This is a genomic window from Caballeronia sp. M1242 (assembly GCF_017220215.1).
In the GTDB taxonomy this organism is placed as follows: Bacteria; Pseudomonadota; Gammaproteobacteria; order Burkholderiales; family Burkholderiaceae; genus Caballeronia.
This window is the reverse complement of the sequence record NZ_CP071132.1, coordinates 53,815-68,745: the sequence shown is the minus strand read 5'-3', so window position 1 is coordinate 68,745 and position 14,931 is coordinate 53,815. Positions and strand designations below refer to the sequence as shown.

The following is a 14,931-nucleotide window of genomic DNA, read 5'->3' as shown; positions in this document are numbered from 1 at the left end:
GTCAGCCGCGCGCGAGGTACTTCTCGACGAGCTTGACCCAGTACGTCGATCCGAGCGTCAGGACTTCGTCGTTGAAGTCGTAGCTGCTGTTGTGCAGCATGCACGGGCCGATGCCGTGCCCGTGCTCGCGATGCCCGCCCAGTCCGTTACCGATGTATCCATAGCATCCGGGACGCTCCAGCAGCATGTACGAGAAGTCTTCCGCGCCCATCGTCGGATCGACGTTCGTGTTCACGTGGTCCGCGCCCGCGACTTCTTGCATCACCCCGAGCGCGAACTGCGTTTCCGCTTCCGTGTTCACGGTCGGCGGATAGTTGCGCACGAAGTTCACTTCGGCCTTGCATCGGTAGGCCGCCGCCGTTGCCGTCACGATCTCCTTCATGCGCGTCTCGATCAGGTCGAGCACGTCGACGGAGAACGTGCGCACCGTGCCCGCGAGCGTCGCGGTCGTCGGAATGGCATTCACCGCGTGGCCCGCTTCCATCTTCGTGATGGAGAGCACGGCGGCGTCGATGGGCCGCTTGTTGCGCGTGACGATGCTCTGCAAGCCCGTGCCGATCTGCAACGCGGTGAAGACGGGATCGATGCCATCGTGCGGAATCGCGGCATGCGCGCCCACGCCTTCGATGCGAATCTCGAACTCGTTGCTCGATGCCTGCGTCGCGCCCACACGCGCGCCGAAGTTGCCTGCGGCCATGCCGGGCCAGTTGTGCAGCGCAAAGACGGCATCGACGGGGAATTGCTTGAAGAGGCCATCGTCGATCATCGCTTTCGCGCCGCCGCCGCCTTCTTCCGCAGGCTGGAAGATGAAGACCACGGTGCCGTCGAAGTCGCGATGCTTCGCCAGATAGCGCGCCGCGCCGAGCAGCATCGCGGTGTGGCCGTCGTGGCCGCAGGCGTGCATCTTGTTCTCGTGCTTCGACGCATGCGCGAACGTGTTGAGTTCGGGAATCGGCAACGCGTCCATATCCGCGCGCAGACCGATCGCGCGCGGGCTCGTGCCCTTTCTCAACACGCCGACCACGCCCGTCTTGCCGAGCCCGCGCGTCACTTCGATATCCCAGCTTTCGAGCTTGCTCGCGACGAGATCGGCGGTGCGCGCTTCTTCGTAGCAAAGCTCGGGATGCGCGTGGATGTCGCGGCGAATAGCTTTGAGTTCGTCTTGCGCCTCGGCGATCTCGGGAATGATCGGCATGCTGTCCTCTTGCGTCGAATGAAGAATACGGCATTGTCGATGGCCGTAATTCACAGGGAAAGCTGATATTTCTTGTCCGTGACTTAAGCAAAAGTCATGGGTTGCGCGCGGTCTCTGCCACGTGCGAGCGCGCGCGAATGCTGTCCTGCACCACGCGCATGACAGCGTGCCGGTCGTGAATCTTGCGTTCCAGCATGCCGACGACGCGGCGCGGCGTCTTCTTCGCGAGGGGCAGCACGGCGAGCGCGGGATCGCTCGCCCACGAACCATATTCGAGCAACGGCACGACCGACACGCCCGCGCCTTGTCGCACGAGTTCGACGATCACTTCCAGCGAATTCAGTTCGAGAAACTCGTTCACCGCGAGCCGGTTGTGCCGCAGCGCGCGATCGATTAGCGCGCCGGTGCGTTGCGCGCGGTCGAAGCGCAAAAACGGCGCGCTCGCGAGCAACTCCGCTGCGCTGGTGCGCTCGCTCGCCGACGAGCCGATGGCGACGAGCGGCTCGGAATAGAGCGGCGTCCAGCTTAGACTCGCGGGCGTCTTGCCCGCCATTTCGACGATCACCGCCGCGTCGATTTCGCCGGCTTCGACTTGCGGCGCGAGCGCGAGCGCCTTGCCGGTGAAAAGCCGCACCTCGAGCCGCGGGTACTGCCCTTTCAACTCCGTGACCACCGATGCGAGCGCGCCCATCGCCGAATCCACCGCGCCTATCGACACCGAGCCGGCGATTTCATCGTCGAGGCCGGTGAGACGCATGCTGTCGTACAGCGCGACGATCCGCTCCGCCTGCGGCAACACCTGCTTGCCGATGCTCGTCAGCCGGTTCGTGCGGCCGACGCGATCGAACAGCGGGCGTTTCAGGTCGTCTTCGAGCGACTGCATCTGCATGCTGACGGCCGCCTGCGTCAGCGCGACTTTCTCGGCGGCGGCGGCGAACGAGCCGTAGCGCGCCACGGCGATGAACGTGCGCAAAAAGCGAATGTTGCTCATGGCGATCTCGCTCCGTATCAGGGAAGCACCTGACGCCGTAATCAGGTTTCCTTGAGTGTCAGTTCAGAAATTCTATATTTTCTTATTTCAGCGAGGCGTACTCTTGTGTGGTCGTTTCAGCAGGTTGAAGCGGATGTCGTCGCACGAAGCCGGGAGCCACCGCGCTCTTTACCTCACACACTCGACCCCAAGCCACGGAGTCCACTCGATGAGCACCGTACTACCTGCTTCCCACGCCGCCGGCGAGAACGCCGCGGTCAATCTGTCCGGGCGACGAGCCATCGTCGTATCGACCATCGGCAACGCGCTCGAATGGTTCGACTTCATGGTGTACGGCTTCTTCGCCGTCATCATCTCGAAGCTGTACTTCCCCGCGACCAGCCCGACCATCTCCCTGCTCGCCACCTGGGCGACCTTCGGCGTGGGCTTTCTCACGCGGCCGCTCGGCGGCGTCGTGCTCGGCGCGGTGGCCGATCGCGTCGGGCGCAAGTCGGCGCTCACGCTCACCATTTCGCTGATGGCGGTCGGTATCGCGATCATCGCGTTCGCGCCGACGTATGCAGCCATCGGGGTGGCCGCGCCGCTTCTGATGCTGCTCGGCCGTTTGATCCAGGGCTTCTCCGCGGGCGGCGAAGTGGGTTGCGCGACAGCGTTTCTCGTCGAATACGCGCCCGCGAACAAGCGCGGTTACTTCGGCAGTTTCCAGATGGTCGCGCAGGCCGCCGCGAGCCTCGCGGGTTCGTTCTTCGGCGCAGTGCTCACGCGCACGCTGAGTCCCGAGCATCTGAACAGCTGGGGCTGGCGCGTACCGTTCGTGATCGGCCTGTTGATCGTGCCGGTAGGTCTCTATCTGCGCTCGAAACTTGACGAATCGCCGGTCTTCGTCGAGAAGGCGCAGAAGAACGAGCTCAGCGCGAGCCCTATCCGCGATACCGCGACCAAGCATTGGCTGCCCGTGCTGGCGGGCTTGGGACTGACGGTGTTCGGCACCATCGGCACGTATATCTTTTTGTTATACCTGCCGACGCACGCGACGCGCGTGCTGCACATGGCGCTCACCGACGGACTCATTAGCTCGACCATCGGCGCGCTGGTCTATCTGGTCTGCTGTCCGGTCTTCGGCAGACTGTCGGACCGTCTCGGGCGCAAGAAGGTGATGGCTACCGCGCTCGCGCTGTCGCTCGTGACCGCGTACCCGATTTTCTCGTTCCTGACCGCGCATCCGAGCCTGCCGACGCTCATCTGCTGCCAGGCGTTGCTCATGGTCTATCTCAGCGCGTATCAGGGCTGCTATCCCGCGTTCATCTCCGAACTGCTGCCGTCCAGCGTCCGCTCGACGGGCATCTCGGTGAGCTACAACGTCGCGGTGATGATCTTCGGCGGCTTTGCGCCGGCTATCGTCCAGTGGCTCACGATGACGACGGGCGATCCGCTCGCCATCTGCTATTACGTGATCTTTGGCAGCGCCGTCGCGCTGGTGACGATTCTTCCGCTGCGGGACCGGTATAGCGATGCGCTGCGGTAAGGTGCATTGCCGTGCTGCGTTGCGTTGATTAAGCCTCGATTAAGAAACGGGTCGTAGTCTGCTTTTGATCGACCCACCCCTCCTTCCGGCCGCGCAAGCGGCCGTTTTTTTTGGGCCCATGCAATGCAATTGCTCACGCGTCTCCTCACCGTAATCCTCGTGCTCATCATCTTCGTGACGCTAGGCGAACTCGTGCTTTCGCTCTTCGCTCGCGGCATCATGCCCCACTGACTAGTCGACAAACCGCAGCACGTTGTGCAGCGGCTCGCGCGCGCTTATCAACCGATTCTCCGGCTGCGACCAGTCCGCATAGCCGAGACTCATGCCGCAGACCACCGTCTCGTTCTCCGGCAGTTTCAGGTGCGCTGCAATGATGCGGTGATAGCGGTTGAACGCCGCCTGCGGACACGTATCGAGGCCGAAGGCGCGCGCCATCAACATCACGTTTTGCAGGAACATGCCGTAGTCAAGCCACGAACCGCGCTCCATCGTGCGATCCGTCGTGAAGATGACGCCCACGGGCGCGCCGAAGAACTCGAAGTTGCGCGCCATCTGCGCATGCATGCCTTGCTTGTTTTCGCGTGTCAGGCCGAGCAGCGTATAGAGACCGATGCCAAGCGCGCGGCGGCGTTCGAGATAAGGCGAGGACCAGGTGCGCGGGTAATACGGAAACTCTTCCTCGTGCTCGCGGTCGGCATCCGGATCGTTGAACACGTCGAGTATCGCCTGCGACAGCGCTGCCTTCACGCCGCCCGTCAACACATAGACCTTCCACGGCTGGATGTTGCTGCCCGAAGGCGCGCGGCAAGCGTGCGTGAAGATCGCTTCGAGCGTCGAACGATCGACAGGATCGGGCAAGAACGCGCGGATCGAACGGCGCGTGGCAATGGCATCGGCGACGGAAAGGCTTTCGTTCATCGGGCGGAATCGGGCGGAAATAGGCAGTAGTGAAGGCAGTGAAGCGACACCGCGAACGCTACCACGCATTCCGCCGTAAGCCGTGTTTCACGCACCCGCCGTTCGATTCGTGAAAGATCCGCCGCGTCTGCCTATACTGGCTGAGTGTCATCTCGTATCACATCGAAAGCCGGAACCGTCCTGACGCCTTCACGCGCAGACCCGTTTCGCGCCGCATCTCCGCACTGGCGGGCGCTCGCCGCGCCCCGCATGTGTCGCCGCTTCTTCGTCTTTTTCAGTCTGGACGCTTCCTGCCGCTTTAGTGCCGCAAGTCGCGCCACTGCCCGCAACCATTTGCATGGGACCGGACGCGCCACCGCGCCGGTCGAAAAGGAGAATGCTCGATGCAACACCCCGTCCCTCAATCGAACGCCACGCGCATCATGCCGCGCACGCCGCCTCGCGTTCATGAAACAGACTCCGCCACGCACGCCGCGCCGGCCGAAGTGCTCACGCCGCCATCGACCAAGTCGAGCGATGCGAACGCCAGCGTCACGCTGACCGTGAACGGCCGCAGCATCACGCTGTCGCTCGATCCGCGCACGACACTGCTCGACGCATTGCGCGAGCATCTGCACCTCACCGGCACGAAAAAAGGCTGCGATCACGGGCAATGCGGCGCATGCACGGTGCATGTCAACGGACGCCGCGTGAACTCGTGTCTGTGCCTCGCTGCCGCGCACGACGGCGATGCGATCACCACCATCGAAGGCATCGGCGAAGTGGAAGCGCTGCATCCGCTACAGGCGGCTTTCGTCGAATGCGACGGCTATCAGTGCGGCTATTGCACCGCCGGCCAGTTGATGTCGGCAGTCGCGCTGCTCGACGAACCCATCGGCCCGAACGACGAAGACGTGCGCGAAGCCATGAGCGGCAATCTGTGCCGTTGCGGCGCCTATCAGAACATCGTCGCGGCGATTCAGTCCGTGCGCGGCAACAAAGGCTGAGGAGCGCGACATGGAACTGTTCCAGCTTTCCCGCGCGCGCGACCTGCCCGATGCCATCCACGCGGGCGCGGCCGCGCATACCGCGCAGCAAGGCGCGGAAGTGCGCTTTCTCGCGGGCGGCACGACGCTCATCGACCTGATGAAGCTCAACGTCGAACAGCCCGCGCGTATCGTCGATATCAGCCGTTTGCCGCTCGACAAGATCGAAGCGACGGACGACGGCGGCGTGCGCATCGGCGCGACCTCGCGCAATTCGGATCTCGCGCATCATCCGCTGATACGCGAGCGTTATGCGGCGCTTTCGCAGGCGGTCCTGTCGGGCGCATCCGTTCAGCTACGCAACATGGCGACGACCGGCGGCAATCTGTTGCAGCGCACGCGCTGCGTCTATTTCCGCGATACCGCGTCGCCGTGCAACAAGCGCGAGCCGGGCACCGGCTGCTCCGCGATCGGCGGCTTCAACCGCACGCAGGCGATTCTCGGCACGAGCGAAGCGTGCATCGCGAGCAATCCGTCGGACATGAACGTGGCGCTCGCCGCGCTCGAAGCGACGGTTCACGTCGAAGGCGCGCGAGGCCAACGCGCGATCGCATTCGACGACTTTCATCTGCTGCCGGGTTCGACGCCCGATCGCGAGACGGTGCTCGAACCCGGCGATCTCATCACGCACGTGACGCTGCCGCCGCCTGTCGCGGGCACGCGTTCGCTGTATCTGAAGTTGCGCGACCGCGCTTCGTACGAATTCGCGCTGGCGTCGGCGGCCATTGTGATCGGCGTGAGCGACGGACGCATCGGGCATGTTCGCGTGGGCCTGGGCGGCGTCGCGACGAAGCCGTGGCGCGCGCGCGAAGCCGAAAACGAACTGCTGAACGCCGCGCCCGACGAAGCGGCCTTCCGCCGCGCCGCCGATGCCGCGCTCGCCGACGCGAAGCCGCAAAGCGGCAACGCCTTCAAGGTGGAACTGGCGCGGCGCTGCATCGTGCATGCGCTGAAGCTCGCCACGCAAGCGTCCTGAATCCGTCTGAACCCGTCTGAACCCGATGGAGGAACCGACTTATGTCCACTGCGCCAGACATTCAGCCGTCACCGAACGGCGTCATCGGACGGCCGCAGTCGCGCATCGACGGACCGCTCAAGGTCTGCGGCCGCGCGACTTATACATCCGATGTCGATCTGCCCGGCATGCTGTACGCCGTGCCGGTCTGCAGCAGCATCGCGAGCGGCAGGATCACGTCGCTCGAATTCGCCGCCGCCGAAGCGATGCCGGGCGTGAAGCTCGTTCTGCATCGCGGCAATATCGGGCGTCTGTATCGCATACCCGGCAACTCGTTCGAGAACGGTTATGTCGATGAACAGCGCCCGCCGTTCGAAGACGACGTCATCCGTTATTACGGGCAATACGTCGCATGCGTGATCGCGGTCACGTTCGAAGCCGCGAGCGCGGCGGCCGCTGCGATCAAGGTCGGCTACGAGGTCGCGCCGCACGATGTCAGCGCGACGCTGACACCCGACAAGGCGCCCAAGGTCGCGAGCGAACGCGGCGATCCGGACAGCGCGTTCGCCAGCGCGCCCGTGAAGATCGACGAGACGTATGTCACGCCCGTCGAGACGCATAATCCGATCGAGTTGCATTCGACCATCGCGCAGTGGGACGGCCAGGACTATACGTTCTACGAGACGAGTCAGGCGGTGTCCAATCATCGCGGGACGCTCGTGCAGATGCTCGGCGTGCCGAAAGAGAAGGTGCGCGTGATCTCGCGCTATCTCGGCTCGGGCTTCGGCGGCAAGCTGTGGATGTGGCCGCATTCGCTGCTCGCCGCCGCCGCGACGCGTCTGACCGGCCGGCCCGTGAAGCTCGTCGTGAGCCGCAAGATGATGTTCCAGAACGTGGGGCATCGTCCGGTGACGCAGCAGCGCGTGCGGCTCGCGGCGACGCAGGATGGCAAGCTCGTGTCCTTGCAGCACGACTTTCTGAATCACAGCGCGCTCGCCGACGACTACACCGAAGACTGCGGCGAAGCCACGCCACACATGTACAGCACGGCGAACCTGCGCGTGACGGGCGGCACGGTCAAGCGCCACGTCGGCTCGCCTACGTCGATGCGCGGCCCGGGCGCGGTGCCCGGCCTCTACGCGCTGGAATCGGCGATGGACGAGCTCGCCATCGCGCTGAAGATGGACCCGGTCGAATTGCGCCTGCGCAACGAACCGACCGTCGATGAAAGCAGCGGCTTGCCGTTCTCGTCGCGGCATCTCGTCGAATGCCTGAAGACGGGCGCGGAACGTTTCGGCTGGTCGCAGCGCACGCCGGAAGTCGGCTCGATGAAGCGCGACGGACTCACGCTCGGCTGGGGCGTCGGCGCGTGCAGCTGGCCGGGGCTGCGCTTCTCGGCGGAAGCGAGCGTCGATCTTCGCGCGGACGGCACGGCGCGCGTGGTGTGCGGCACGCAGGACATCGGCACCGGTACGTACACCATCCTCGCGCAGCTCGTCGCGGAGCAGACGGGCATCGCGCTCGACAAGATCGAAGTCGGCCTCGGCGATACCGCGTTGCCCGTCGGCCCGATCTCCGGCGGATCGGCGGCGACGGCATCGGTGATCCCGGCCGTGATGGACGCCACGCGCGCCGCCATCCAGATGGTGCTCTCGCGCGCAGCGGCGGCGGAGGGCTCGCCGTTTGCGGGCGCGAAAGCGGACGAACTCGCGTTCGGCCACGCGCGCGTGCATCGCAAGAACGAAGCGCCGGAGAACGGCGTGCCGTTCCCGCGCATTCTGGAGGCGGCGCGCATGCACGCGGCGTCGGGCAGCGCGAGCGCGGAAGGCGGCTTCGACGACCCGCTCAAGAAGAAGTGGTCCATTCACTCGTACGGCGCGCATTTCGCGGAAGTGACGTGGGAGCCGGAGACGGCGCGGCTGCGCGTGAGCCGCGTGGTCACCGTGATCGACGGCGGCAAGATTCTGAATCCGCGTGCCGCGCGCAATCAGGTGGAAGGCGCGGTGGTGATGGGCGTCGGCATGGCGCTTTTCGAGCACACGGTCTATGACGAGCGCAGCGGCGCGCCGGTCAACAACAATCTGGCCGATTACGTCGTCGCGACGCATGCGGACACGCCCCGCCTCGATGTGACCTTCCTCGATCATCCGGACACGGTGTTCAACGAACTCGGCGCGCGGGGTATCGCGGAGATCGGGCTGGCGGGCATCGCGGCGGCCATCACCGGAGCGGTCTATCACGCGACCGGCGTGCGAGTCCGGAAACTGCCGGTCATGATCGAGGATCTGCTCGGCGCGTAGTCATCGCCCGGCCCGGTCGCGCGTTGCCGGCGACGGGCCGGGCTGATCTCACATCCCTCTTCGGCAATCTACCGCTGCCCGCGCAGGCACATCGCTTGCGCGCGGTCAAGATTCGATCCCGCCCTCGATCCGCGCTACCATAAGCCACCCCGCCCCTATTCTTTTAAGCAGCAATCAGCCGGAGTGCCCATGAACGACATGATTCAACAGCACGGCCTGAAGGTCGCATCGAGCCTCGCCCAGTTCGTCGAAGAAGAAGCGATTCCCGGCACGGGCGTCGATGCCGCAGCCTTCTGGCAAGGGTTCGATGCACTCGTGCACGACCTCGCGCCGAAGAACCGCGCGTTGCTCGCCGAACGCGACCGCATGCAGAGCGAACTCGATAACTGGCACCGCAGCCATCCCGGCCCGGTGCGCGATCTGCGCGCGTATCGCAAGTTCCTGGAGGAGATCGGCTATATCGTTCCCGCGCCCGCGCATGTGCGCGCGACCACGGCGAACGTGGACCGTGAGATCGCCGAGCAGGCCGGCCCGCAGCTCGTCGTGCCGCTGTCGAATCTGCGCTATGCGCTCAACGCCGCGAACGCGCGCTGGGGCAGCCTGTACGACGCGCTCTACGGCACCGACGCCATCGACGAAAGCGACGGCGCCGAGCGCACCGCCGAGTTCAACCCGAAGCGCGGCGCGAAAGTGATCGCCTACGCGCGCGCGTTCCTCGACGACAACGCGCCGCTCGCGCACGGCTCGCATGCCGACGCCACGAAGTACAGCGTCGAGCGCGGCCAGCTCGTCGTGACCTTGCGTGATGGCAAGAGCAGCCTCGCGAATCCGGAACAGTTCGCGGGGTTCCAGGGCGATGCCAGCGCGCCGCACGCCGTGCTGCTCAAGCACAACGACCTGCATATCGAGATTCAGATCGATGCGAACGACCCCATCGGCAAGACGGATGCGGCGCACGTCAAGGACCTGCTGATCGAAGCGGCCGTGAGCACAATCATCGACTGCGAAGATTCGGTTGCGGCCGTGGATGCCGCCGACAAGACGCAGCTTTACCGCAACTGGCTCGGCTTGATGCAGGGCCAACTGTCCGAGCAGGTCACGAAGAACGGCAAGACTTTCACGCGCAGCCTGAACCCGGACCGCGAATACACCGCGCCGAACGGCTCCACGCTCAAGCTGCATGGCCGCTCGCTGCTGTTCATTCGCAACGTCGGGCATCTGATGACGAACCCCGCCGTGCTCGATCGCGACGGCAACGAAGTGCCGGAAGGCATTCTCGATGCGGTGATGACGACGCTCGGCGCCATGCACGATCTCAAGAACAAGATCAACTCGCGCACCGGGTCCATCTACATCGTGAAGCCGAAGATGCACGGGCCTGCCGAAGTGGCGTTCTCGGACGAGCTCTTCACGCGCGTGGAGGACCTGCTCGGCCTGCCGCGTCACACGATCAAGATGGGCATCATGGACGAGGAACGGCGCACCAGCGTCAACCTCAAGGCGTGTATCGCGGCGGCGAGCGCGCGGGTCGCGTTCATCAACACGGGCTTTCTGGACCGCACCGGCGACGAGATGCATTCGTCGATGGAAGCCGGCCCGATGATGCGCAAGGGCGACATGAAGTCGTCGGCATGGATCAGCGCCTATGAACGCAACAACGTGCTCGTCGGCCTGAACGCAGGCCTGCGCGGGCGCGCGCAGATCGGCAAGGGCATGTGGGCGATGCCGGACCTGATGCACGCGATGCTCGAACAGAAGATCGCGCATCCGAAAGCGGGCGCGAACACCGCGTGGGTGCCGTCGCCGACCGCCGCGACGCTGCACGCGCTGCATTACCATCAGGTCGATGTGCAGCAGGTCCAGCAGGAAATGGAAAGCATCGACTACGAAAGCGTGAAGAACGGGCTTCTCGACGGACTCCTGACGATTCCGGTCGTCGAGAATCCGTCGTGGTCGGAAGACGATATCCGCAACGAGATCGAGAACAACGCGCAGGGCATTCTCGGCTACGTGGTGCGCTGGATCGATCAGGGCGTCGGCTGCTCGAAGGTGCCGGACATTCATGATGTCGGCCTGATGGAAGACCGCGCGACGCTGCGCATTTCCAGCCAGCACATCGCGAACTGGCTGCGGCATGGCATCGTCACGGAAGAGCAGGTGCGCCAGACGCTGGAACGCATGGCCGCCGTGGTCGACAAGCAGAACGACGCCGATCCGTACTATCGTCCGATGGCGCCCGCGTTCGACAGCTCGTACGCGTTCAAGGCCGCGTGCGCGCTCGTGTTCGAAGGCCGCACGCAGCCGAACGGCTACACGGAACCGCTCCTGCACAAGTTCCGGCTGGCTGCGAAAGAGACGTCGTAAGCGTTTGGATCAACGCAGCAGCGCCATGCTGCTGCGTTGGCTCTGGCCGGGCTACTGGTCCGACCAGAGCTTGCCGGCCGTCGCCCAGTTCTCGCGCTTCACGTCCGTCAGGATGATGTCCACCGAGCCCGGCTCGCAGCCGAGCGTTTCGCACGTGGTTCGCGTGATTGCTTCGACGAACTTGCGCTTCTCTTCCACCGTGCGGCCTTCGAAAAGCTGGATGTTGAAAGTCGGCATTGCTTCGTTATCCTTTTGAACGTTCAATTGCGGTAGGACGGATCGGTGCGGTCTAGCTTGCGCAAGAGCGCGGGCCATTCGAGCGCGCCTTCTATGGCGTCGTCGTCATGCAACTGCGCCGCCGTGCGCGCCACGATCTCGGGCGTCGGCACGATCATCTTGCCGACGCCGGCCAGCGCGCGCAATTGAATGTCGCACGCTTTCACGAGCGTATCCATGAGCACAAAGGCTTCCGCGACGGTGCGCCCGAGCGTGAGCGGCCCGTGATTGCGCAATAGCATCGCCCGATGCGCGCCCAAGCTCGCGACGAGCCGCTCGCCTTCGGCCGGCGAGAACGCGAGGCCCTCGTAATCGTGATACGCGAGATGGCCGTGAAAGCGCATCGCGTGTTGCGACGCAGGCAGCAGACCATGCGGCTGCGTCGATACCGCGATGGCTTCGCGCACATGCAGATGCATCACGCACGCGGCGTCGGCGCGCGCGGCATGCACGGCGGCGTGCAGCGCGAAGCCGGTGGCGTTGACGCTGTGCGCGCTTTCGCCGATCACGTTGCCATCGATGTCGATCTTCACGAGGTTGGACGCGGTGACTTCGTCGAACGCGAGCCCGAACGGATTGATCAGAAAGCGACCCGGCTCGCCCGGCACGCTCGCGGAAATATGCGTATAGACGACGTCGTCCCAGCCGTTCAGCGCGACGAGCCGATACGCGGCGGCCAACTCGACGCGCGTGGCGGCTTCGGCGGCGGAACGGGGCGCGTTTTCGTCGATACGGCGCTCGGGGGTGTGAGTGAATGACATAGGAGTCTCCTGTGGGCCGGGGTTGGCGCGTTAGCGAATCGTCCTGACCTCATCGTTAACACTGGCCCGACGCCGTGCTGTAGTTCGATGCCACGCGACGCGCCGAGTCCGCGTTCCACCGTACTCAAGGCTTGACGCCCGAGCCGACCTTATAGGACACAGTCTTTCCGCGACGCCCGCGCGAGCGCAATCACCGTCCACGACGCGAGCACGAACGGCGCGGTCAGCGCAGCGATGCCCGCGCTATCCGCGATACGCTCGATCACCACCGCCATCGCAATGCCGATGAACGCATACCGCGCGCCGAGCGGCGCGGCAGCCAGCGCCACCAGCGCCGCGTTGAAGCCGCACGCGCCCGACAGCAATATGGCGTCGTCGGCGCCGCCTAGTCCGTGCAGCGCCGCGCCCAACGCGCTGCCCGCGAGCGCCCAGCCAGCGCGCGCGGGCCGCGCGGCCAGCAGTCCCGCGGCGACGAAACCGCCCGCGAGCGCGCCGGATGCGAACACGATGGGCGCGAGTCCCGCGAAAGCGGCCTCGATCAGTGCGTCGAGACTCTTGGCGACAGGCCCCAGCGCGCCGACTTCGCCCCGGTCGGCCAGGAGCGGCATCCAGCACCAGGTGACGATGATCGCCGGGCTCGACAACATCGGCAAGTTGAAGCGCGAAAGGCCGCGAGCGAGCTTGCCCGCGAGCATCGTCGCAGAGACAGCCGCGAGGATCGCGACGGCCGCCGCCTGCGACGCGTCCCGAATGAAAGTGAAGGCCGCCAACGCGGCGAGCGCGCCGTTGAAACCGTAGAGGTCGTCGCGCAGGGCGGGGGAATCGGCAGATTCCGTGATGATCGTCACGACCGTTCCCGCAAGCGCGCCGATCAACAAGCCGCAGGCAAGGCGCGGGCTCGCGCAAAGCACGCCTGCGAACACGAATGCGCCGGTCGCGGCGTTCCGCTGGAGCACGATCTGCCCGATGCTGCGGGCGAAGCTGAGGATAGTTCCGCCGAGAAGGGCGTCGGAACGAAGAACGGTGGACATGCGCGGCGGCTGCGTTGGACGAAGCCGCCAGCATAGGACAAGCGGCGCGCGCCGTGCGACGGCGGGCCGAATAGCGGGTATGCGGGAAGGAGAGCTTGAGCCCGCCGCTTTTACGAGCGGCGGGAGACTGCGAGATCGCTTAGTTGAAAGCCATCGGCATCAGGGTCGAGCCGTCGACCGTGGCGGTCGCGTAATTCAGCTGCGAACTCATCTCGACGAATTGCGTGACGTTTTCGCGGAAGTTCGGGTGCTCTTCCCAGGTGATGTAGCTGGCATCGACGACTGCGGACAGCGTGAGCAACGTAAAAGCGATCTTTTCGAGAATGACGTAACGGTGGCGCATGGTGTTTCTTCCTGAATTTGCAGCGTATTGTAACAGAGTCTAGGGGTTTTCCCTAGTGCTCTGTTGCAACGCCGCAAATCCGCCATACGCCGGCTCGGATGCGGGTTACATCGACGCTTCCAGCATCGCCGCGTAGTCGTCGCTCGTCGCCTCGCGCGGGTTCGTCTTGTGGCTGTGGTCCTTCATCGCGCCAGCGATGATGCGCGGAAACACGTCGCGCGTCACGCCCAGTTCCGCCAGGCCGCGCGGCAGGCCGAGCGTCGCGGTCATCGCGCGGATCGCGTCGCCGACTTCGTCGCCGGACGAGAGACCCATCGCCTGCGCGATGCGGTCGAGCTTGCCCTCCTCCTGCATCGACGGCGCGCTGCGGTTGAACGCGATCACCGCCGGCAAGAAGATGGCGTTTAGCGTGCCGTGGTGCAGCTTCGGATTGATGCCGCCGAGCGAATGGCTCAGGCTATGCACGCAGCCGAGGCCCTTCTGGAACGCGAGCGCGCCCTGCATCGACGCGCTCATCATGTTCCAGCGCGCGGCGCGGTCGGAGCCGTCGCGCGTCGCCCGCTCGATGTATCGCCACGCGCGCCACAGACCGTCGAGCGCGATGCCGTCGGCGGGCGCGTTGAACGCCGGCGCCATGAACGTTTCGAGGCAATGCGCGATGGCGTCCATGCCGGTCGCGGCGGTGAGCATCGGCGGCAGGCCGAGCGTCAGCTCGGGATCGCAGATGGCGACTTTCGGCACCACATGCGGCGAGATCACGCCGACCTTGCGGCCGTCGTCCAGAATCAGAATCGCGCCGCGACCGACTTCGCTGCCGGTTCCCGCCGTCGTCGGAATCGCAATGACCGGCGCGGTCGCCGCCGTGATGCGCGCGAGCCCGCCCTCGATCACTGCGAAGCTCTGCAGGGGTCCTTCATGCGTCGCGCAGACCGCGACGCCCTTCGCCAGATCGATCGACGAGCCGCCGCCCGCCGCGATCACGCCATCGCACCCGTTCGCGCGATACAGCTCGACCGCCGCGCGCACGGCGGCTTCGTTGGGATTCGGCGGCGTCGCGTCGAACACCGGCGCGTCGAACGTGGGACCGAGCGCATCCACGATCTTGTCGAGCAGGCCCGCAGCGCGAATACCCGCATCCGTCACGATGAGCGGACGTCGAATGCCGATGCGTTCGCACTCTCCGGCAAGGAGGCGCACGGCGCCGAAGTCGAACTGGATCTGCGTGATGTAATTGATGAGCGGCATGG

Annotated in this window: 13 protein-coding genes; 5 read left to right on the top strand and 8 right to left on the bottom strand. The window is 65.2% G+C overall.

Annotated features, from left to right (window positions below; genetic code table 11):
• Position 1: 1 nt before the first annotated feature.
• Both JYK05_RS23900 and JYK05_RS23895 read right to left on the bottom strand, forming a co-directional pair.
• Positions 2 to 1,195 (bottom strand): M20 aminoacylase family protein, encoded by a 1,194-nt coding sequence (locus JYK05_RS23900; RefSeq protein WP_206470769.1) that lies wholly within the window; start codon positions 1,193 to 1,195, stop codon positions 2 to 4.
• 94 nt (positions 1,196 to 1,289) lie between these two features.
• Positions 1,290 to 2,186 (bottom strand): LysR substrate-binding domain-containing protein, encoded by an 897-nt coding sequence (locus JYK05_RS23895; protein WP_206470768.1) that lies wholly within the window; start codon positions 2,184 to 2,186, stop codon positions 1,290 to 1,292.
• Positions 2,187 to 2,394: 208 nt separating this feature from the next.
• Here JYK05_RS23895 and JYK05_RS23890 point away from each other — a divergent pair, with 208 nt between their 5' ends.
• A complete protein-coding gene (locus JYK05_RS23890; protein ID WP_175945591.1) occupies positions 2,395 to 3,711 on the top strand; it encodes an MFS transporter in 1,317 nt (438 codons plus the stop codon).
• A gap of 231 nt (positions 3,712 to 3,942) precedes the next feature.
• Here the strand turns inward: JYK05_RS23890 and JYK05_RS23885 are convergent, their stop codons facing one another.
• Positions 3,943 to 4,629 (bottom strand): nitroreductase, encoded by a 687-nt coding sequence (locus JYK05_RS23885; RefSeq protein WP_206470767.1) that lies wholly within the window; start codon positions 4,627 to 4,629, stop codon positions 3,943 to 3,945.
• Between the two features lie 422 nt (positions 4,630 to 5,051).
• On the opposite strand from JYK05_RS23885, the gene JYK05_RS23880 reads away from it, so the two are divergent.
• The 4 genes from JYK05_RS23880 to JYK05_RS23865 all read left to right on the top strand — a co-directional run bounded on the left by JYK05_RS23880 (position 5,052) and on the right by JYK05_RS23865 (position 11,273).
• Entirely contained in the window at positions 5,052 to 5,615 is a 564-nt protein-coding gene (locus tag JYK05_RS23880; protein WP_371826490.1) for a (2Fe-2S)-binding protein, read from the top strand.
• A gap of 10 nt (positions 5,616 to 5,625) precedes the next feature.
• Positions 5,626 to 6,630, top strand: a complete 1,005-nt coding sequence (locus JYK05_RS23875) for a xanthine dehydrogenase family protein subunit M (protein WP_206470766.1) — start codon at positions 5,626 to 5,628, stop codon at positions 6,628 to 6,630.
• A 41-nt stretch (positions 6,631 to 6,671) separates the two neighbouring features.
• Positions 6,672 to 8,909, top strand: coding sequence for a xanthine dehydrogenase family protein molybdopterin-binding subunit (locus tag JYK05_RS23870; RefSeq protein WP_206470765.1), 2,238 nt, complete (start codon positions 6,672 to 6,674; stop codon positions 8,907 to 8,909).
• A 189-nt stretch (positions 8,910 to 9,098) separates the two neighbouring features.
• Positions 9,099 to 11,273 carry a malate synthase G gene (locus tag JYK05_RS23865; protein WP_206470764.1) on the top strand — a complete coding sequence of 725 codons (2,175 nt, stop codon included), beginning with the start codon at positions 9,099 to 9,101 and terminating at the stop codon, positions 11,271 to 11,273.
• Positions 11,274 to 11,324: 51 nt separating this feature from the next.
• Here JYK05_RS23865 and JYK05_RS23860 read toward each other — a convergent pair whose 3' ends face one another.
• From JYK05_RS23860 to JYK05_RS23840, 5 genes are all read right to left on the bottom strand, one after another.
• Positions 11,325 to 11,588: a 4-oxalocrotonate tautomerase gene (locus JYK05_RS23860; protein WP_241270124.1), complete on the bottom strand. Its 264-nt coding sequence runs from the start codon at positions 11,586 to 11,588 to the stop codon at positions 11,325 to 11,327.
• The gene (locus JYK05_RS23855; protein WP_206470763.1) at positions 11,534 to 12,310 is read right to left on the bottom strand and encodes a class II aldolase/adducin family protein; all 777 of its coding nucleotides are present in this window, start codon (positions 12,308 to 12,310) and stop codon (positions 11,534 to 11,536) included. Before JYK05_RS23855 ends, JYK05_RS23860 begins: the two co-directional genes overlap by 55 nt.
• Before the next feature lie 149 nt (positions 12,311 to 12,459).
• On the bottom strand, positions 12,460 to 13,341 hold the full coding sequence (locus JYK05_RS23850; protein WP_206470762.1) for an urea transporter: 882 nt from the start codon (positions 13,339 to 13,341) through the stop codon (positions 12,460 to 12,462).
• A gap of 139 nt (positions 13,342 to 13,480) precedes the next feature.
• Positions 13,481 to 13,684, bottom strand: a complete 204-nt coding sequence (locus tag JYK05_RS23845) for a hypothetical protein (protein WP_206470761.1) — start codon at positions 13,682 to 13,684, stop codon at positions 13,481 to 13,483.
• A gap of 105 nt (positions 13,685 to 13,789) precedes the next feature.
• A complete protein-coding gene (locus JYK05_RS23840) occupies positions 13,790 to 14,929 on the bottom strand; it encodes an iron-containing alcohol dehydrogenase (RefSeq protein WP_206470760.1) in 1,140 nt (379 codons plus the stop codon).
• Between the last annotated feature and the right edge of the window lie 2 nt (positions 14,930 to 14,931).

What these genes read in the sequence shown, in the direction of transcription:
- JYK05_RS23870 (WP_206470765.1), top strand. Translation starts at nt 6,672, where the DNA reads ATGTCCACTGCGCCAGACATTCAGCCGTCACCGAACGGCGTCATCGGA.
- JYK05_RS23840 (WP_206470760.1), bottom strand. Translation starts at nt 14,929, where the DNA reads ATGCCGCTCATCAATTACATCACGCAGATCCAGTTCGACTTCGGCGCC.
- JYK05_RS23875 (WP_206470766.1), top strand. Translation starts at nt 5,626, where the DNA reads ATGGAACTGTTCCAGCTTTCCCGCGCGCGCGACCTGCCCGATGCCATC.
- JYK05_RS23845 (WP_206470761.1), bottom strand. Translation starts at nt 13,684, where the DNA reads ATGCGCCACCGTTACGTCATTCTCGAAAAGATCGCTTTTACGTTGCTC.
- JYK05_RS23880 (WP_371826490.1), top strand. Translation starts at nt 5,052, where the DNA reads ATGCCGCGCACGCCGCCTCGCGTTCATGAAACAGACTCCGCCACGCAC.
- JYK05_RS23850 (WP_206470762.1), bottom strand. Translation starts at nt 13,341, where the DNA reads ATGTCCACCGTTCTTCGTTCCGACGCCCTTCTCGGCGGAACTATCCTC.
- JYK05_RS23855 (WP_206470763.1), bottom strand. Translation starts at nt 12,310, where the DNA reads ATGTCATTCACTCACACCCCCGAGCGCCGTATCGACGAAAACGCGCCC.
- JYK05_RS23890 (WP_175945591.1), top strand. Translation starts at nt 2,395, where the DNA reads ATGAGCACCGTACTACCTGCTTCCCACGCCGCCGGCGAGAACGCCGCG.
- JYK05_RS23865 (WP_206470764.1), top strand. Translation starts at nt 9,099, where the DNA reads ATGAACGACATGATTCAACAGCACGGCCTGAAGGTCGCATCGAGCCTC.
- JYK05_RS23900 (WP_206470769.1), bottom strand. Translation starts at nt 1,195, where the DNA reads ATGCCGATCATTCCCGAGATCGCCGAGGCGCAAGACGAACTCAAAGCT.
- JYK05_RS23895 (WP_206470768.1), bottom strand. Translation starts at nt 2,186, where the DNA reads ATGAGCAACATTCGCTTTTTGCGCACGTTCATCGCCGTGGCGCGCTAC.
- JYK05_RS23885 (WP_206470767.1), bottom strand. Translation starts at nt 4,629, where the DNA reads ATGAACGAAAGCCTTTCCGTCGCCGATGCCATTGCCACGCGCCGTTCG.
- JYK05_RS23860 (WP_241270124.1), bottom strand. Translation starts at nt 11,588, where the DNA reads ATGGCCCGCGCTCTTGCGCAAGCTAGACCGCACCGATCCGTCCTACCG.